The organism is Achromobacter aegrifaciens (assembly GCF_902859735.1).
Classification (GTDB): domain Bacteria; phylum Pseudomonadota; class Gammaproteobacteria; order Burkholderiales; family Burkholderiaceae_B; genus Achromobacter; species Achromobacter aegrifaciens.
On record NZ_CADIJY010000002.1, the window covers coordinates 568,858 to 585,038 of the forward strand.

Genomic DNA, 16,181 nt, shown 5'->3' on the forward strand with positions numbered 1-16,181 from the left:
GGAACACGCGGTCTACGAGTCAGCGCGGCATCTTGCCTTGCTGGCCCTGATTCTGGCCAGGTTGCTGCCGATCCTTATCGGCATGCTGGCCGGATTGGCCGGGCTGCTGCCCGGGCTGATTGCGGTCCCTGGGGTTTTCCTGGGCCTGTTGCTTCTGTTGCTGCTTTTGCTGGTCGGGCTGGTTCTGATTGGGCATTGCAAGTCTCCTGGAAGACGGAAAAAGCTCCGCCATCTTCCATACAGCAACCCGCGTGCCCAAGCGGCGCCGCAGTCAGCCCCCGCAGCCCGCGGACACGGGGACGCAAGGACTGCGGGTAAAGTCCGGCCTGATTGGTAAAAAATACGCTGCGCGACCAGCCTTATTGCGTGGTGGCGTGGCGCTTGCCGCGCGTTGACTGCGGCTCCTGGGCGGACGCGTCGTAGGCATCGAGCCAGGACGACGCATAGGCGGCAGGCGCGGCCAGCGGCTCGCCCTGGTCGCGTTGCGTGCGCAGGCGCACCGTCAATTCGTCCAGCGGCATGGGGCGGCCCAGCGCGAAGCCCTGGCCGTAGCGGCAGCCGGCCGCGCGCAGGGCAGGAATGTCCGCCACGTTTTCGACGCCCTCGGCCACCACCCGGCGGCCCAGCCGGTTCGCCAGTTCCGCGGCGGTGCGCAACACTTCGAAGGCGACTGCGCTGCGGCGCATGCGCGTCACGAAATATTGGTCGATCTTGACCTCGGACAGCGGCAACGCCGATAGCAGCTTCAACGAAGCATGGCCGGTGCCGAAATCGTCCAGGCTGACCTCGCAGCCGGCATTCTCGAGCTTGAGCAGCGTGGCGCGCAGCACGTCGAGTTCGCGGATGGGCTGGTCTTCCGTCAGTTCCACGCGCACCAGCGACGCGGGCAGCTCCGCCGCGTAGATGCGGTCCAGCAGGAAATCGACCGCGGCCTCGTCCGACAAGGTGGAGGCAGGCGCATTGATGGCCACCGGAATGGCGATGCCGGCGCGCCGCATCGTCAACAGCATGTCTATGACACGCAGGCAGACGCGCTCGAACAGCACCTTGTCCAGGCCCAGGCGGTTGACGGCGGGGATGAAGTCGGAAGGCATGATGATGCCCAGGCGGCGATGCCGCCAGCGAGCCAGCGCTTCGGCCGACACGATCCGGCCTGTCAGCAAATCCACCTGCGGCTGCAACAGCATGCGCAGGCCATCCTTGCCGGTGATCATGGCGGCGATCTCGTCGTCGCTCGCCACCGAGTCTGTGGAAGCCTCGTGATTCGACATCATGTCGATACTCCTTGCGCGCCCCTGGGTCAAAACCTGCGCTGTCCGGGCGCAGAAAGAGGCACATTGGACTGAGTATTCCCAGCTACAGCGCTTTTTGTATGCGATTTCCAGACTTTCTTCCAGGCAATTTTGCGCCGCTGCGGCGGCAAAGTCACATATATGTATCCATACGTATTAAGCTGCTCGGATTCATGAATGAAACCGGCTTTCCGGCCCTGGCCGTCACCCCCGCCGAAATGCCTTGTCGACATGGTAGGGTTTGCGTCTTTCGCCCTGCCGGGCCCACCGCCGCTGCTGTATTCCTAGCGTGAAGAATCTTTATTCCCGTTGGCGCGCCTCCCTGCGCAACGTTCTGTGGCTGGACGCCCTCCAAGCCGCGGCCATCAGCGCCGCGCCTGTCATCCTGGCCGTGCTGGCGCACGAGCCGCGTTTGGGCTGGAGCGCCATCGCGGCTTTCTGGGCCTGCTTCGGCGATCCGGGCGGTCCCCTGCGCCAGCGCGCGGGGGCAATGCTCGCGCTGGGGCTGATAGGCGCGCTGTTCTGCTTTCTGGCCAGCGTCAGCGCGGCTCATCTGTGGCTGCTGCTGCCCCTGACCTTCGTGTGCTGCACATTCGGCGGCCTGTTGCGCGTGTTGGGGCCGGCCGCGGCAATCGTCGGCACCCTGCTGTCCGCAGGCTTCGTGGTGGCAGCGGAACTGCCCGCCCCGACCTGGACGGAAAGCCTGTCCTACACCTTGTTTTTCCTGGCCGGCGCGGCCTGGGCCATCCTGATGACGGCGCTGGTATGGCGCCGACGTCCCTGGAAGGACGCCACTCACGCGGTGGCGCACTGCTACCGCGGCCTGGCGGATTTCGCCGACGCGCTGGCCCGCATGTATTCCGGGTTGACGCCCGCGGCCAGCCCCCAGGCCTGGAGCGCCGTCACGCGGCCGCAGCGCAGCGCCCAGCGCGCCGCGCTCGAAGCCGCCCGCACGCGCATCCGCGAAGTGCAGGACGCGCGCCCATCGCGCCGCGCCCGCGCGCATCAACTGCTGTACCTGCTGGACAATGCCGAGGACAGCTTCATTGCGCTGGTGGCCGCAGCCGACCTGATGGAATCGAATGCGCCGCGCTGGCTCGGACGCGGCGCCGGCGCCCATCTGTCGCACGCGCTGCACCGCTACGCCAGCCTGTGCAATGCCATCGCCAGCACCTCCGACGTCAACGACGCCAAGCAGGCGCAGTGCCTGCGCGAACGCCTGGCCCATTACAGCGCCGGCCTGCATGAACTGCGCGGCAGCGCCCTGGCCCACGCGCCCGAACTGGCCACCATGGCGCCGGTGCTGGACCGCCTGCTGCACACGGCGCAGGCCGTCACCCAGTCCCTGTTCGACCAGGGACAGACCCCGGCGGCGCCCACGCGCGATCGCCGCGCAGCCAACCCTGCGCAAGACGCGTGGCGCGCGTTGCGGCAGAACCTGAGCTTCGAATCCGACGCGTTCCGCCACGCGCTGCGGGTGGGCGTGGGCGCCACCATCGCGGTGGCGCTGTCCAAGACCTTCGCCGTCAACCATGGCTACTGGATGTCGCTGACGCTGGTCTTCATCCTGCAACCTTACTTCGCGACCACCTGGCAGCGCACGCTGGAACGCGTGGCCGGCAGCGTGGCTGGCGCCATCGGCGCCTCGCTGCTGGGCCTGTTCCTCAGCACCCCCTTGTCCGTGGCCCTGGCGGTGCTGCCCATCGCGCTGGGCACGTTCGCCGCGCGCACGATTCATTACGCGCTGTTCACGTTCTTCCTGACTTCGCAATTCGTGCTGGTCACCCACATCCAGCAGCCTGAGATCCAGGAGCCGATGCTCGCGGCCCTGCGCGCGTTCAATAGCGTGCTGGGCGGCGTCCTGGCGCTGCTGGTCGGCTTTCTGGTCTGGCCCGAAAAGGAGCCGCGGCAATTGGCCGGGGCCCTCAGCCTGGCGCTGGAGCGCCACGCCGCCTATGCGCGCGCCCTGTTGCGGGCCAAGAGCGGCGATGCCGGCGGCGGACAGGACCTGGTGGCGTTGCGCCGCATGGCCTGCCTTTCCGCCGACAATGCGCAGGCGTCCTTGCAACGGCTGCAGCAGAATCCGGTGCATCGCGACCGCAATGTCGGTACCGCCGAAAACCTGCTCAACGCCATGCGGCGCGTGACGGCGGCGGGCACTGTGCTGGAGATGCAGCCGGCCCTGCCAGCCGGAACGCCTGCCGCCCAGGCGCTCTCCGAGTACGGTCCGGCGCTGGCGCATGCGCTGCATCCGCAGCAACCCGCGCCAGGCGCCAACGACCGCCAGTTGGCCGTGCCGCCAGCGGTGGCCGCGGGCTATCCGGAACTGGCCGGTCCGCTGGACCGCATCGCGCAACAGGCGCGCCAGTTGCGCCAATTGCGCGAACGCGTGGAACGGGCTCCCGCCGCGCCATAGCCTGCGGTTTGCGCGCACACCGGCGAACTGCCGCGGGCTTGACGCGCATCAAGGGCGAAAAGGCCGGAAAGCGTAACCATATGCACATGGCACGCTTAAACAAGGAGGCCTTCATGTACCGCCGCATTTCCGTCCACCTGGACCACGGATTCGACTGCAAACGCCGCATTGAAGCTGCCCTGGCCCTGGCCAAGCGCCACAAGGCCGAGCTGGTCGGCATCTACGCCAACGCCGCGCCGCCGCAGTATTACTACGGCGAGTCCGTGCTCATGTCGCGTTCGCTGGGCATCATCAAGGAATTGCAGGCGCAAAGCCGCGACGCGGTGGAAACCGCGTTTCTGGAAGCCGCGGCCGAAGCCGACGTGCCCGCCTTCATGCGCGCGGGCACATCCTCGCCCAGCGAGACCGTGGCGCTGCTGGGCCGCACCACCGACCTGATCGTGGTCAGCCAGGAAAACCGCGAGGACGTCGAAGCCGCCCACGAGATCGAGTTCGTCGAGCAGACCCTGCTGACGGCGGGCCGGCCGGTGCTGGCGATTCCGTCCAGCGGCGAGTTTCCGGTGATCGGCGACCGCGTGCTGTGCTGCTGGGACGGCAGCCGCGAGGCCGCCCGCGCGTTGGCCGATGCCGCGCCGATATTGCGCCTGGCTTCGCACATGACCGTGCTGAGCATGAACGAAGGCGCCGCCAGCCCCAAGCATGAAGCGCCGTTCGAGGACCTGGCCACCTACTGCGTGGCGCAGGGCATGCCGGCGCCGGAGCACGTGCGCCGCGACATCAAGGGCGTAGGCGTGGGCAGCACCATCCTGAATGCCGCCGCCGACCACAGCGCGGACTTGATCGTCATGGGCGCCTACGGCCACAGCAAGCTGCGCCAGTGGGCGCTGGGCGGGGCGACGGCATCCATCCTGAAGAGCATGACCGTGCCGGTCATGTTCTCGCACTAGCCTTGGCCTGCTAGCCTCGGCGCACCGGGGTCAGCACCGGCTTGCCGCCGAAGTGCGCCGTGGCGTTGTCCAGGAACAGCGCCACGGTGGCATGCACCGCTTCCGGCGAGCGCCCCGCGCTATGCGGGGTCAATACCACGTTGTCGAGCTCAATGAGGGTCTTGGGCACGTCGGGTTCGCCATCCACCACGTCCAGGCCCGCGCCCGCAATGCGGCGTTCGGCCAGCGCCGCGATCAGCGCCTGCGTGTCGACCACGCTGCCGCGCGCTATGTTCACCAGATAGCCTTCCGGCCCCAGCGCTTCCAGTACCTGCGCGTCCACCAGGTGGCGCGTGTCCGCTCCGCCCGGCGTCGCCACCACCAGGAAATCCGATGCCGCGGCCAGCGCGCGCGGGCTGTCGAAGTAGGCATAGCCCGATTCCGGGCGGACGCTGCGGCTGTAATAGCCCACGCTCATGCCGAAGCCGTTGGCGCCGCGCCGCGCGATTTCCAGTCCGATGGTGCCCAGGCCCAGGATGCCCAGCCGCTTGCCGGTGACCTGCGGTCCCATGAAGCCGCCCCAATGGCCCTGGCGCACCGACGCATCGGCTTGCGGCAGGCGCCGCGCCGCGCCCAGCAGCAGCGCCATGGCGTGGTCCGCCACCGACACCGCGTTTGCACCCGGACCGTGGGTCACGACGATCCCGCGTTCCGCCGCGGCGGCCAGGTCGATGTTTTCGTACCCCACCCCCAGCGAGCAGGCAATTTCCAGCTTGGGCATAGCCGCCATTTCCTGCGCGTACAGGCCGGTGGCGCCGCGCGTGAGCACGATGCGGATCTCGGGCCCGTGGTCGCGGATCGCCTGCGCGCGCGCTTCGGCGGTGGGCGCAAAAATCGCGCGAAAGCCGCGCGCTTCGATTTCGGGCAGGTAGTCCTGCACGCTTTCTATCAAGACAAGCAAGGGGATGGTCATGTCGGGAATGCCGCGGATGGCGGAGGGCTGCACAAAAACCCGGCGATCTTACGCCTGGGCGCAAACCCGCGCCACCGGTCCGCCAGACGGCCGCCTGGCGGACCGGTGGCGCGCGAGCCGTCCGACACGGCCCGCGCGTCCATGACCGCATGGGACCTGCTAGAGCCGGCCGGTCAACAGCATCACGATCAGCACAATCAGCAATATGCCCAGTATGCCGCTGGGGTAATAGCCCCAGCCGCGGCTGTGGGGCCAGGCGGGCACGGCGCCGATCAGGAGCAGGATGAGAATAATCAGCAGGATGGTCGACATGGCGACTCCTCAGTTCTTGTTGGGATCAGGGAAAAACCACAAGCCCGCGTCAGGGGCTGGGCGGCGTGATTTCCTTGCCGGGCGGCGACAAGGGCGGCAGGTCCACGTCCGGTTCATCGGTATCCGGATCCACAGGCAGATCGCCGGGCGGCGAACCTGGCGGTATCGGATCTGGCTTGGGCGGAACGTGCAGGTAGTACGAGTACGCGATGTGCATGGCTGTCTCCGGAGAAAGTCCATTCCTGCATCAGCAAGCCGCGTGCCTGGCTACGCACAAGGGGTGGCGGGCACGCCGCATGCTGATGACAGCGCCCCTGCCCCTGTTAGCCGCAGACGACATGAACCCAAGTCCCCGAACGGCGCCCGCCCGCGGCGGCGCAGCGCTGGTCTACTACGACGACAGCCTGGCAGGCTATACCCGGATCCGCGTCAACGGCAGCGCCTTCCACTACCTGGACGCGCAAGGCAGGCGCATACGCAGCGCGCGCGAAATCGAACGGATCGACGCCCTGGCGATACCGCCGGCTTACGAAGATGTGTGGATCTGCCCTTCCCCGCTCGGGCATCTGCAAGCCACCGGGCGCGATGCCCGGGGACGCAAGCAATACCGTTATCACCCGGACTGGACCGCGGTGCGCGACGCGAGCAAGTACCAGAGCCTTGCAGCCTTCGGCCAGACGCTGCCGCGCATACGGCGGCAGGTCGAGCGCGATCTGCGTACCGCCGGGTTGTCCCAGAACAAGGTGATAGCCGTACTGGTACGTTTGCTGGAGACGACGCTGGTGCGCATCGGCGCTCGCGAGTACGCCAGAACCAACAAGTCCTATGGCCTGACCACGCTCAAGCGGCGGCACGCCAGCGTGACGGGCGACAAGTTCCGTTTCCGCTTCCAGGGCAAGAGCGGCGTGACCCATGACGTCAGCGCTGCGGACCGGCGCGTGGCGCGCATCATCAAGCGCTGCCTGGACATACCCGGCCAGCAGCTGTTCCAGTATCTCGACGAGGACGGCGGCAGCCATCCGGTCGATTCGGGCGTGGTCAACGCCTATCTGCGTGTAGCCGGCGCCGGCGATTTCACGGCGAAGCACTACCGGACCTGGGCAGGCTCCGTCATGGCCTATGCCGCGCTGCAGGCATGCCCCAGCGAGAGCGCCAGCCAGGCGCAGAAGACGGTGGTGGAAGTGATCAAGCAGGTCTCGCGGCGGCTGGCCAATACGCCAGCCGTGTGCCGCGCCTGCTATGTGCATCCGGCTATTCTGGCCGCCTATCTGGACGGCACGCTGCCCGCGCGCTCGGCAGCGCCACGGGGTCCCCGCGGACTGAATGCGGACGAACGGCGCCTGCTTGCCTTCCTGGGCGGAGAGGCCGCTGCGGCAGCGAACGCCAGGCAGGCGTCAAAGGATCGATGAGCGCGCGTTCTTGGCCCGAGGTTGCGGCGCGGAACCGTCCGCCCAGTTCGACTCGGTGCGCGTATCGGCCACGATGCGCTTGTCGCGCGCGGCCTCGTTCGGGGTAGAGGCGTCTGGTTTATCCGGTCTGCGCGGAACATCGACGGGAGAGCGCGGCGGCAGTATCTTAGCGTTGTCTTCCGCCCGCTTGCCGGCTTGCGCCGGTTTCGCGGATCCGGGTACGGATGCTGGCTTCATGCGTGGCTCCTGCAGTGACTCCCCGACGGGGATTCGAACTTCCATGCTACGGCTCCAGGCCGCCCGGGTCATCGCCGTGCGGCATCAAATTGCAAGCGGATGTGGCCCGGTCTCCGGGCACGCCGGTTGCCGCGCGTACCCGGCACACACAAGGAGATGCAATGCGAGACCAAAATTTCGAGCAATGTGTGCAAGCCTGCTATGAATGCGCCGTCGCCTGCGATATTTGCGCATCCGCGTGCCTGCGGGAAAATCCGTCCCACATGCAGCGATGCATTGCACTCTGCACCGATTGCGCCGCGGTTTGCCGGCTGTGCGCGGCCATGCTGGCGCGCGACGGCGAGTTCGCCAATGCGCTTTGCACGCTGTGCGCGCTGATCTGCGATGCCTGCGCGCGCGAATGTTCATCGCACGAGGCAGAGCATTGCCAGGTCTGCGCAGGCGCTTGCCTGAGCTGCACCCTGGCCTGCCGCGACATGCTGGAGGCCTGAAGCCTTCGGATCCGCAGCGCGGCCGCCCGGGCCGGTCCGCGCAGGCGTATTTCCCGCCCGACAGCCAGGAGCTACCGATGGCCTCTACCAACACCCCCCTGCCCTCCGACTTTCCGGAAAACGGCCCGGACAACCGCGGCGCGCACAGGCGTGCACGGCACCCGGAGGCCTGGATCGACGACCTGGAAGCCACGCTCAGCGACGCCTCGGCGACCGATCTGGAGGCGCTCAAGGCGCGCCTGTCCGAACAGCTGCACGCCACGCGGCGCAGCCTGCGCGACGCTTCAGACCATGCCGGCGACCTGATGCGGGAGACCATAGACTGCACCGAGGAGTACATCCACGCCCGGCCATGGCAGGCCATCGGCCTGGTGGCTGGCGCGGCTTTCCTTTTCGGCGTGGTGGTGGGACGGCAGTAGCTCCGGCGCGCGCGGCGGGCCGGGCATGGCATTTGCTCGGCAATGGGCGAGGCGCCTGTCGCGCCTGCCCACCAGGAGACCCTCATGAGCAAGCCCGATCAAGCCGACACCGGCGCCCGCCCGCATCCCACACCGCCCATGCCGGCCCAGCACCTGGAAAAGCCGGGGCAGGAAGCCGACATGGTTCTCAAGCCACAGTACCAGGCGCCCCAGTACAAGGGCAGCGGCAAGCTCGAGGGCATGGTTGCGCTGGTGACAGGCGGCGATTCCGGCATAGGCCGCGCGGTCTGCCTGCTGTATGCGCGCGAAGGCGCCGACGTGGCGGTCGTCTATCTCAACGAGCAAGAGGATGCCGAAGACACCCGGCGCGCCGTGGAAAGCGAAGGCCGCCGTTGCCTGCTGATCGCAGGCGACGTACAGGAACCCGCGTTCTGCGAACAGGCGGTGGAACAGACGATCCGGGAATACGGCAAGCTCGATGTGCTGGTGAACAACGCTGCCTATCAGCAGCACACCGACACGCTGCCCGAGATCAGCGACGAGAAATGGGACAAGACGCTGCGCACCAACATCACCGCCTATTTCCAGATGGCGCGCGCGGCGCTGCCGCATCTGCACGCTGGCGCTTCCATTATCAATACCGGGTCGGTCACGGGCCTGCGCGGCAGCGCCAAACTGTTGGACTACTCCACCACCAAGGGCGCGATCCATGCTTTCACACGTTCGCTGGCCGCCAATCTCGCGGGCAAGGGCGTGCGTGTGAACGCAGTGGCGCCGGGACCCGTATGGACGCCGCTGAATCCTGCGGACCAAAGTCCGGAGAAGATCAAGGAATTCGGCAAGCACACGGACTTGGGGCGTCCGGCGCAGCCCGAGGAAATCTCTCCGGCCTACGTCTTCCTGGCCTCGCCCGTGTGCGCCAGCTACATCACCGGCATCGTGCTGCCCATTACCGGCAGCGCTGGCGACTGAGGCCCGCGCGTCCCGCTACTTGGCCGGCGCGATCGAGGCCGGCGCCTCACGCGACGCTGGCGACACGGCCGGCGCTTCGCCCTTCGTCGCCGGCTGGATCTTGTCCGGGTCGGCGGGCGGCGTGCTTTGCAGCTTGCGGCCCATTGCCAGATGTTCGGCCACCATGGGCAGCGCACGCACCGCGAAATCGCGCACCTGCGGATCCTTGGACTCGCGTGCCGCCGTCTCGAACAGGCGGTTTGCGGTGACGTGCGCGTCCACGGCTGCCTTTTCGATGTAGAGCGCGTCGAAGTCCGGGCCGGTCCTGTTGCCCAGCTGTTGCAGGGTGCCCCGGTCGGGTTCGGATGGTTCGGCTGGCAGCTTCACCTGCTTGCGCCCGGCCAGGGTCTTCAATTCGGCGTTCATGGCGCCATGCTGCTCCTGCATCCGTGCGGCGTATGCCTTCACGTCGCGGTCCCCTGCTCGCTTCTTCGCCAGCTCCGCCGCCTCTACCTCGAACATGCCGGAGCCGGCCGCCGCCTGCAGGAAGCGCGCTTCCGGCTCCGCCAGTTCCTGCGCCTGCACGCCGCCCAGCACACCGGGCGCGGCCAGCAGGCATAGCGCGACGACACCGCAGAGCCATAAGGTCTTTTTCATCTCCGTGTCTCCCTCGGCCTAGTTCGCCATCGTCGACGCGTCCACATGCCGCGGCGGCGTCAAGGGGTCGAAGTCTTCCCATTTGCCATTCAACCAGCGGCCTTGCGCGCGCTCGACGTCCGTGCCGCCGGCCTGCGTCAGCACGGTTCTTGCCAGCGCATCGCGGTCCGGCGACACGTGCAGCGCCAGCATCACGCCCGCCTGGCGTACGGCAGGATGCGCGTCACGGGCGACGGTGGCCGCCGGATGCCTGCGGCGTCCGCGCCCGATCACCCATAGCGCCCCGGCCAGCGCGCCCAGGTAGGCGCCTACGCCCGCAGCGGCAATGACGATCAAGACCGAAGCCCCCACCCGGGCGGCGATCAGCCCGCCCAGCAGCGCAAACACCAGGCCCAGCGCGGAGGCGCCCGCCACCGCGCCGAAATGGCCGCCCCGGGCATCGGGATCGGCCACGCGGTCGCCGCCTATCGGAAAGCGCGCGTGTTCGCCCGCCGTGTTGATGTAGAAGGTATGGATATCGTCTTCGGTGAATCCTTCGGCGCACAGCTTGCGCGCCGCCTCGGCGGCGTGGTCGAAAGTGTCGAATCGGGCGGCAACGATCAGGGACATTGTGCTCTCCATCGGGAATCATTCCCTTGTGGTCAGCAACTGCCGTGCCCGTTCCAGGCATGGGAATTGCTGTAGCGCTGGCGAGCGGCCTGAACCGGCAGGTTCAGAGGCAGTCCGCCCGCAGTCCCGCCTACCCGCATTCTGCGCAAAGGACTTCCACATGGACATGCCCGGCAACCAAGAAGATCTTTCAGAATTGGAAGAGGATTCTGCTCCTCCCCCGGTCCCTCCCGAGGCCCGCGGCCTTTCCTTGCTTGACTGGTCCGCCTTGATCGCGGTGGTTGCGGGCGGCCTGAACTGCGGCCTGATCGCGGCGGTAGGCCTGGATGTCTTCGCGAAGGTGCTGCCGTCGGCCGCCGCGACGCGCAGCGTCTACGGCCTGATCGGACTGGCCGCGCTATACAGCGTGGTGCTGCTGTTCCGGCTGGGCGAGCAAGAGGCGGACGCAATCCCCGCCGAAAAGACGGAACAAGCGGCGGATTGAACCCGCCGCCAGCGGCTATTTTGAGCCGGGCCGTTTGCCCGGATACTGGCCGCCTTCCTCGTACTCCGCGCCCTTGTCGTTGGGCTTCTTGTCCGACTCGCGTTTGGGCGCCGCGGCCGGCTTGCCGAAGCCCGGCTTGTCGGTTCCAAACTGGCCGCTGCGATGCGCCGCTTCAGTTTGCGTGCGCGGCGCATTGGCCTTGCCTTGCTCGGTGTCCGCCTTTTCATGGTCTGCGCGCTTGGTTTGCATGTTCGTATCCCCGGGCTCGTTCAATGGACGCTTGCAGCGTGCGCATGGCACCGCCTGCGGCAAGGTGCCGGAGCAAGCGGCGTGCCCGGCCGGCCCGGGAACGCCGCTTGCTTGCACATGCGGCCAGGCCCGGGCGATGCCGGGTCCCCATCCTAGGAGTCAGCCATGAATCTGTCCCGAGTCGTTCTCCCCGCCGTCGCCCTGAGCCTTTCCGCCCTGGCTTTTCAGGCGCAAGCCCAAACCGCGCAGACCAGCGGCGGCGCCGTGCGCAGCAACGCGCAGATCGATGACCAGTACAAGCTGGACAAGAAACGTTGCGACGGCATGAAAGGCAACCAGAAGGACGTCTGCCAGCAGCAGGCCGAAGCCACGCGCGACAAGGCCCGGGCCGACGCCAAGGCAGGCAAGGAAAAGGCCGAGGCCTCGCATGACGCGGCCAAGGTGCGCAACGATGCCGACTACAAGGTCGGCAAGGAAAAATGCGACGCCATGTCCGGCAATGCCAAGGACGCCTGCATGGCGGACCTGAAAACGCGGTACGGCAAATGAGGTCAGGACCGGTCCTGTTTCCGGCCAGGCGCCGCTGCGGCGCCTTCCGCGTCCGCAGCGGCGTATTCCTCAAGCCGGTTGTACAACGTCTTGGGGCTGATGCCGAGCACTGCCGCGGCCTGCTTTTTCACGCCGTTGCAACGCTCCAGCGTCGCCAGGATCAGGCGCCGGTCCGCTTCCGCCAAGGTTTCTCCCACGGGTACGCTGACCTGGCCGCCCGCGCCCTCGCCCGCCGGCGACACCCGGGGCGTCAGCATATCCACTTCCAGCGTATCGCCATCCGCCATGATGAAGGCGCGGCGCACGTAGTTCTTGAGCTCCCGCACATTGCCCGGCCATGCGTATTGCTGCAGCGCGGCCAGCGCGCGCGGCGAGAATTCCTTGTTCTTGCCGGATTCCTGGTTCAAGCCTTGCAGGAAGCGATTCGCAAGGAACAGGATGTCGTCGCCGCGTTCACGCAGCGCCGGCAGCTTGATGGGGAAGACGCTCAACCGGTAATAGAGGTCCTCGCGCAGCTTGCCATCCTTCACCGCCTGCTCGGGATCGCGGTTGGTCGCGGCGACGATCCGGATATCGCAGGCGATCTCCCGATTGGTGCCCACGCGCATGAACTGCCCGGTCTCCAGGACCCGCAAGAGCTTGACTTGCAGGTCCAGCGGCATTTCGGTGACTTCGTCCAGGAACAGGGTTCCGCCGTCAGCGCGCTCGAAATAGCCCTTGTGCTGGCGGTCCGCGCCGGTGAAGCTGCCGCGCTCGTGCCCGAACATTTCGCTTTCGATCAGGTTGGGCGAGATCGCGCCGCAATTCACCGCGATCAGGGGACGCTGGCGGCGCGCGCTGAGTTCATGGATGGCATGCGCGGCCAGTTCCTTGCCGGTGCCGCTTTCGCCGATCAGCAAGGTCGTCACATTGGTGGTGGCCACGCGGCCGATCTGACGGTAGAGTTCCTGCATGCAGGCCGACGCGCCGTACATCTTTCCGTAGCGCCCCGGTTCTTCGAACGGAGCCCCCCGCAGATCGCCGCTCGAATTCGCATTCACGCGCGCGAAGATTCCGTTCAGGCGTTCCATGCAGATCGGCTTGACCAGGTAATCGGTGGCCCCGAGGCGCAGGGCCTGCACGGCGTTGTCGACGGTGCCGTGGCCGGTCATCACCACCACCTCTGCGCTGGCGGCGGCGTCGCTCTTGAAAATTTCCATCCCGCTGCCTTCAGGCAAGCGGATGTCGGTCAGCACCAGATCGGGCGCGTGCCGCTCCAGCTGGATCAGCGCATCCTTGACGCTGGCGGCCAGGGCTACTGAAAAGCCGCTTTCGCGCCCGATTTCGGCCAGGGTTTCGCGTATCGCCGGGTCGTCATCAACGATCAACAGATGAGGCATGCTTGCTCCGTGTCGCGGATGTTGAGGGTCAGTGATTCAGCATAGCGATAACCGCCGGCCCGGTGGCAAATGTTCGACACTTTCCATCAACATTTTCGAATGCTTGCAAATCGTCGCATACCGTACTGCGTCGATTCTCTAGCATGGAAACAGACTCACGGCCCGCGCGGGCCCTCAGGAATCAGCATGCCCAATCGCAGCACTACTACTGCCCCGCGTGCAGCGGCGTCCGCGAAGTCCGACGCGCTGCTGGACCCATCAGCCCTGTCCCCCGTGATGCAGAAACTCGGCGCGCAGCTGCAATTGGCCGCAGCCACCGATGCCAGCGTCTTCATCGTGGGAGAAAGCGGGACCGGCAAGGAAATCGTCGCGCGCGCCATCCATGACGCCAGCGAACGCCGCGAACAGCCTTTCGTGGCGGTCAATTGCGGCGCCATCAGCGGCAGCCTGGCGCATGCCGAATTGTTCGGGCATGAAAAAGGCAGCTTTACCGGCGCGGTCGCCCAGAACGCCGGCTACTTCGAATACGCCAGCGGCGGCACGCTGTTCCTGGATGAAGTCACCGAAATGCCGCCCGACCTTCAGGTGAATTTCCTGCGCGTGCTCGAGGCCGGCACGTATCAGCGCGTAGGCGGCTCGGACTTGTTGCGCGCCAATGTCCGCATCATCTGCGCCAGCAACCGCGACCCCTTCGCCTCGGTCGCTGAAGGCCGCCTGCGCCAGGACTTCCTGCACCGGCTCCTGGTGATTCCGTTACGCGTGCCGCCGCTGCGTGAGCGGGGCGAAGACGCCCTGGTGCTGGCGCACTGGTTCCTCGACACCTTGAATGCTGCAAACGGCACGCGGAAGTCGTTCTCCCCCCGCATGCTGGAAGCGATCTCCCTGCATGATTGGCCGGGCAATGTCCGTGAACTGCGCAACGCGGTGCAGCGGGCGTTCATTCTGGCAGACGGTGAACTCGAAACCGAGCTATTGCCCCGGTCGCGCGAGGCGCAGCGGCCGATGCTGCGTAACGGCGCGCTGACCCTGCCCATCGGCATGTCATTGGGCGAGGCGCAGCGCGCATTCATTCTTGCGACGCTGGCGCACCATGCGGGCGACAAGCGCATCGCCGCGGAGACGCTGGGCCTGAGCCTGAAGACGCTCTACAACCGCCTCGAAGACTACGACCAGAACGGGCAGGACGACGCCGGGGCTTGAGCGCCAGGGCCGATCTTGCGGCCACCGCGCGCGAGAGGCGCGAGAGGCATTTCTTACCACTGGCTTGTAATACTGGGGCTGCGCCGCGCGCGCAATCAACCCGCCTCGCCCGCCGAGACGCCTGGCATGGTCTTTGCTTCAGTACAAGGATGGACTGCCGCCGGCAGCCAGTCCCCAGGAGGCTCGATTGGTCTACCCCACGCAAGAACTGCGCCTGCGCCAGCAGATGGCGCTGGCGCCTCGCCTGCAGCAATCCGTCAAGCTGCTGCAGATGACCGCGCTGGAATTCACCACGGCAGTGGAACAGGCCTTGGCCAGCAATCCATTCCTGGAGGATCCCGACGAGCTGGAGGACGACCTGCCGGCCGCCGCGGAGGGCTTTCCTCCTGCTGACCCGCCCCAGCCCGCGCCGCTGGAGCCTGCGCCCCAGGATGATCTGCCCCCGCCTGATGCTCCCGCCTATTCCGGCGACTACCCCACGCGCGCGCAGGGCGACGGCCCGGACCGGGACCAGGGATTGTGGGTCAGCGCACCCATATCGATGAGCCAGCGCTTGTCCCAGGAACTGGGCAACTATCAATTGCAGGCGCGCGACCGCCTGCTTGCCGAGTACATCATCGACGCGCTGGATGACGACGGCTATCTGCGCACGCCGCTGTCCAATCTGTGGGAAGACGCGCCGCGCGGCGCCGAGCCCGTCCCGGATGAATGCGAATGGATGACTGCGCTGCGCCTGGTCCAGCAATTGGATGCTCCGGGCCTGGCCGCGCGCGATTTGGCCGAGTGCCTGACGCTGCAGCTGGCGGCGGCAACCGGCATCAGCGACGAGTTGCGGACGCTCGCCCTGCGCATCGTGCACGAGCAACTCGAGCGGCTGGCCCGCAACGACTGCGTCGGCTTGCGCCAGCAGCTGGGCTGCTCCGAGGACGCCTTGCGCGAGGCCTGCGCGCTGATCCGCAGCCTGGACCCGAAGCCCGGCGGCCGCTATAGCGCCGAAGCGCCTGTCTACGTCGTGCCCGACGTATTCGTCGACAAATGGCAATCGCGCTGGCGCGTGCTGCCCAACCGCAACGCCATGCCCCAGGCGCGGCTGCACCAGACCTATGCCGAATTGTTCCGGCGCGCTCGCCTGGACGACCGCAGCCCCATGGCCCAGGAGCTGCAGGAAGCCCGCTGGCTGGTGCGCAACGTCGAACAGCGCTACATCACGATCCAGCGCGTGGCCGAAGCCATCGTCAAGCGCCAGCAGACCTTCTTCGAATATGGCGACGTGGCCTTGCGGCCGCTGATGCTGCGCGAGGTCGCGGATGACCTGGACATGCACGAATCCACGGTGTCGCGCGCCACCGTCGGCAAGTACATGGTGACGCCGCGCGGGGTGTTCGAGTTCCGCCACTTCTTTTCGCGCGAACTGGCCACCGACACCGGCGGGTCCTGCTCCGCCACGGCGGTGCGGGCCCTGATCAAGGAGATGGTCGAGGCCGAGGATCCGGCCATGCCGCTCTCGGACGTGGCCTTGACCCAGCAACTGGCGGCCAGCGGCATACTGCTGGCGCGGCGCACGGTATCCAAGTACCGCGGGCAATTGCGCATGCCTCCCGCGGAACTGCGCCGCCGTCACTAGGCCG

Annotated in this window: 20 protein-coding genes; 10 read left to right on the forward strand and 10 right to left on the reverse strand. The window is 67.1% G+C overall.

Annotated features, from left to right (window positions below):
- Nucleotides 1–19 precede the first annotated feature (19 nt).
- On the reverse strand, nucleotides 20–196 hold the full coding sequence (locus HV766_RS08540; RefSeq protein WP_166738370.1) for a hypothetical protein: 177 nt from the start codon (nucleotides 194–196) through the stop codon (nucleotides 20–22).
- A gap of 163 nt (nucleotides 197–359) precedes the next feature.
- On the reverse strand, nucleotides 360–1,274 hold the full coding sequence (locus tag HV766_RS08545) for an EAL domain-containing protein (RefSeq protein ID WP_054454265.1): 915 nt from the start codon (nucleotides 1,272–1,274) through the stop codon (nucleotides 360–362).
- 307 nt (nucleotides 1,275–1,581) lie between these two features.
- Here HV766_RS08545 and HV766_RS08550 point away from each other — a divergent pair, with 307 nt between their 5' ends.
- Together HV766_RS08550 and HV766_RS08555 are read left to right on the forward strand one after the other, a co-directional pair.
- Entirely contained in the window at nucleotides 1,582–3,708 is a 2,127-nt protein-coding gene (locus HV766_RS08550; protein WP_175180978.1) for an FUSC family protein, read from the forward strand.
- Between the two features lie 113 nt (nucleotides 3,709–3,821).
- Entirely contained in the window at nucleotides 3,822–4,655 is an 834-nt protein-coding gene (locus HV766_RS08555; RefSeq protein ID WP_054454849.1) for a universal stress protein, read from the forward strand.
- 10 nt (nucleotides 4,656–4,665) lie between these two features.
- On the opposite strand, the gene HV766_RS08560 is transcribed toward HV766_RS08555, so the two are convergent.
- From HV766_RS08560 to HV766_RS08570, 3 genes are all read right to left on the reverse strand, one after another.
- Entirely contained in the window at nucleotides 4,666–5,607 is a 942-nt protein-coding gene (locus tag HV766_RS08560) for a 2-hydroxyacid dehydrogenase (protein ID WP_175160528.1), read from the reverse strand.
- 159 nt (nucleotides 5,608–5,766) lie between these two features.
- Complete coding sequence (locus HV766_RS08565; RefSeq protein ID WP_082400986.1) at nucleotides 5,767–5,919, reverse strand: DUF3309 family protein; 153 nt, start codon at nucleotides 5,917–5,919, stop codon at nucleotides 5,767–5,769.
- Between the two features lie 49 nt (nucleotides 5,920–5,968).
- The gene (locus tag HV766_RS08570; RefSeq protein WP_013393888.1) at nucleotides 5,969–6,136 is read right to left on the reverse strand and encodes a hypothetical protein; all 168 of its coding nucleotides are present in this window, start codon (nucleotides 6,134–6,136) and stop codon (nucleotides 5,969–5,971) included.
- 121 nt (nucleotides 6,137–6,257) lie between these two features.
- Here HV766_RS08570 and HV766_RS08575 point away from each other — a divergent pair, with 121 nt between their 5' ends.
- Nucleotides 6,258–7,328, forward strand: a complete 1,071-nt coding sequence (locus HV766_RS08575) for a DNA topoisomerase IB (RefSeq protein ID WP_175180979.1) — start codon at nucleotides 6,258–6,260, stop codon at nucleotides 7,326–7,328.
- On the opposite strand, the gene HV766_RS08580 is transcribed toward HV766_RS08575, so the two are convergent.
- Entirely contained in the window at nucleotides 7,314–7,565 is a 252-nt protein-coding gene (locus tag HV766_RS08580; protein WP_082401045.1) for a hypothetical protein, read from the reverse strand. The genes HV766_RS08575 and HV766_RS08580 overlap by 15 nt on opposite strands.
- 161 nt (nucleotides 7,566–7,726) lie before the next feature.
- On the opposite strand from HV766_RS08580, the gene HV766_RS08585 reads away from it, so the two are divergent.
- The 3 genes from HV766_RS08585 to HV766_RS08595 all read left to right on the forward strand — a co-directional run bounded on the left by HV766_RS08585 (nucleotide 7,727) and on the right by HV766_RS08595 (nucleotide 9,447).
- On the forward strand, nucleotides 7,727–8,056 hold the full coding sequence (locus tag HV766_RS08585) for a four-helix bundle copper-binding protein (protein WP_125472091.1): 330 nt from the start codon (nucleotides 7,727–7,729) through the stop codon (nucleotides 8,054–8,056).
- A gap of 77 nt (nucleotides 8,057–8,133) precedes the next feature.
- The gene (locus HV766_RS08590; protein WP_054454257.1) at nucleotides 8,134–8,475 is read left to right on the forward strand and encodes an ElaB/YgaM/YqjD family protein; all 342 of its coding nucleotides are present in this window, start codon (nucleotides 8,134–8,136) and stop codon (nucleotides 8,473–8,475) included.
- A gap of 84 nt (nucleotides 8,476–8,559) precedes the next feature.
- The gene (locus HV766_RS08595; protein ID WP_054454255.1) at nucleotides 8,560–9,447 is read left to right on the forward strand and encodes an SDR family oxidoreductase; all 888 of its coding nucleotides are present in this window, start codon (nucleotides 8,560–8,562) and stop codon (nucleotides 9,445–9,447) included.
- A gap of 15 nt (nucleotides 9,448–9,462) precedes the next feature.
- Here HV766_RS08595 and HV766_RS08600 read toward each other — a convergent pair whose 3' ends face one another.
- On the reverse strand, nucleotides 9,463–10,083 hold the full coding sequence (locus HV766_RS08600) for a DUF4142 domain-containing protein (protein ID WP_119449614.1): 621 nt from the start codon (nucleotides 10,081–10,083) through the stop codon (nucleotides 9,463–9,465).
- An 18-nt stretch (nucleotides 10,084–10,101) separates the two neighbouring features.
- Nucleotides 10,102–10,692, reverse strand: coding sequence for a hypothetical protein (locus tag HV766_RS08605; protein WP_125472095.1), 591 nt, complete (start codon nucleotides 10,690–10,692; stop codon nucleotides 10,102–10,104).
- A 250-nt stretch (nucleotides 10,693–10,942) separates the two neighbouring features.
- On the opposite strand from HV766_RS08605, the gene HV766_RS08610 reads away from it, so the two are divergent.
- Entirely contained in the window at nucleotides 10,943–11,176 is a 234-nt protein-coding gene (locus tag HV766_RS08610; protein WP_225588734.1) for a DUF378 domain-containing protein, read from the forward strand.
- 15 nt (nucleotides 11,177–11,191) lie between these two features.
- Here HV766_RS08610 and HV766_RS08615 read toward each other — a convergent pair whose 3' ends face one another.
- Nucleotides 11,192–11,425 carry a hypothetical protein gene (locus tag HV766_RS08615; protein WP_054454248.1) on the reverse strand — a complete coding sequence of 78 codons (234 nt, stop codon included), beginning with the start codon at nucleotides 11,423–11,425 and terminating at the stop codon, nucleotides 11,192–11,194.
- Nucleotides 11,426–11,590: 165 nt separating this feature from the next.
- Between HV766_RS08615 and HV766_RS08620 the strand changes: the two genes are divergently transcribed.
- Nucleotides 11,591–11,974 (forward strand): hypothetical protein, encoded by a 384-nt coding sequence (locus HV766_RS08620; protein WP_054454246.1) that lies wholly within the window; start codon nucleotides 11,591–11,593, stop codon nucleotides 11,972–11,974.
- A gap of 2 nt (nucleotides 11,975–11,976) precedes the next feature.
- On the opposite strand, the gene HV766_RS08625 is transcribed toward HV766_RS08620, so the two are convergent.
- On the reverse strand, nucleotides 11,977–13,353 hold the full coding sequence (locus HV766_RS08625; protein ID WP_054454244.1) for a sigma-54-dependent transcriptional regulator: 1,377 nt from the start codon (nucleotides 13,351–13,353) through the stop codon (nucleotides 11,977–11,979).
- Between the two features lie 276 nt (nucleotides 13,354–13,629).
- On the opposite strand from HV766_RS08625, the gene HV766_RS08630 reads away from it, so the two are divergent.
- Entirely contained in the window at nucleotides 13,630–14,553 is a 924-nt protein-coding gene (locus HV766_RS08630) for a sigma-54 interaction domain-containing protein (RefSeq protein WP_054454242.1), read from the forward strand.
- A gap of 187 nt (nucleotides 14,554–14,740) precedes the next feature.
- The gene (locus HV766_RS08635) at nucleotides 14,741–16,177 is read left to right on the forward strand and encodes an RNA polymerase factor sigma-54 (protein ID WP_054454241.1); all 1,437 of its coding nucleotides are present in this window, start codon (nucleotides 14,741–14,743) and stop codon (nucleotides 16,175–16,177) included.
- Nucleotides 16,178–16,181: the final 4 nt, after the last annotated feature.

What these genes read in the sequence shown, in the direction of transcription:
- HV766_RS08590 (WP_054454257.1), top strand. Translation starts at nt 8,134, where the DNA reads ATGGCCTCTACCAACACCCCCCTGCCCTCCGACTTTCCGGAAAACGGC.
- HV766_RS08540 (WP_166738370.1), bottom strand. Translation starts at nt 196, where the DNA reads ATGCCCAATCAGAACCAGCCCGACCAGCAAAAGCAGCAACAGAAGCAA.
- HV766_RS08625 (WP_054454244.1), bottom strand. Translation starts at nt 13,353, where the DNA reads ATGCCTCATCTGTTGATCGTTGATGACGACCCGGCGATACGCGAAACC.
- HV766_RS08580 (WP_082401045.1), bottom strand. Translation starts at nt 7,565, where the DNA reads ATGAAGCCAGCATCCGTACCCGGATCCGCGAAACCGGCGCAAGCCGGC.
- HV766_RS08560 (WP_175160528.1), bottom strand. Translation starts at nt 5,607, where the DNA reads ATGACCATCCCCTTGCTTGTCTTGATAGAAAGCGTGCAGGACTACCTG.
- HV766_RS08570 (WP_013393888.1), bottom strand. Translation starts at nt 6,136, where the DNA reads ATGCACATCGCGTACTCGTACTACCTGCACGTTCCGCCCAAGCCAGAT.
- HV766_RS08595 (WP_054454255.1), top strand. Translation starts at nt 8,560, where the DNA reads ATGAGCAAGCCCGATCAAGCCGACACCGGCGCCCGCCCGCATCCCACA.
- HV766_RS08605 (WP_125472095.1), bottom strand. Translation starts at nt 10,692, where the DNA reads ATGTCCCTGATCGTTGCCGCCCGATTCGACACTTTCGACCACGCCGCC.
- HV766_RS08545 (WP_054454265.1), bottom strand. Translation starts at nt 1,274, where the DNA reads ATGATGTCGAATCACGAGGCTTCCACAGACTCGGTGGCGAGCGACGAC.
- HV766_RS08620 (WP_054454246.1), top strand. Translation starts at nt 11,591, where the DNA reads ATGAATCTGTCCCGAGTCGTTCTCCCCGCCGTCGCCCTGAGCCTTTCC.
- HV766_RS08630 (WP_054454242.1), top strand. Translation starts at nt 13,630, where the DNA reads ATGCAGAAACTCGGCGCGCAGCTGCAATTGGCCGCAGCCACCGATGCC.
- HV766_RS08615 (WP_054454248.1), bottom strand. Translation starts at nt 11,425, where the DNA reads ATGCAAACCAAGCGCGCAGACCATGAAAAGGCGGACACCGAGCAAGGC.
- HV766_RS08600 (WP_119449614.1), bottom strand. Translation starts at nt 10,083, where the DNA reads ATGAAAAAGACCTTATGGCTCTGCGGTGTCGTCGCGCTATGCCTGCTG.
- HV766_RS08555 (WP_054454849.1), top strand. Translation starts at nt 3,822, where the DNA reads ATGTACCGCCGCATTTCCGTCCACCTGGACCACGGATTCGACTGCAAA.
- HV766_RS08585 (WP_125472091.1), top strand. Translation starts at nt 7,727, where the DNA reads ATGCGAGACCAAAATTTCGAGCAATGTGTGCAAGCCTGCTATGAATGC.
- HV766_RS08565 (WP_082400986.1), bottom strand. Translation starts at nt 5,919, where the DNA reads ATGTCGACCATCCTGCTGATTATTCTCATCCTGCTCCTGATCGGCGCC.
- HV766_RS08575 (WP_175180979.1), top strand. Translation starts at nt 6,258, where the DNA reads ATGAACCCAAGTCCCCGAACGGCGCCCGCCCGCGGCGGCGCAGCGCTG.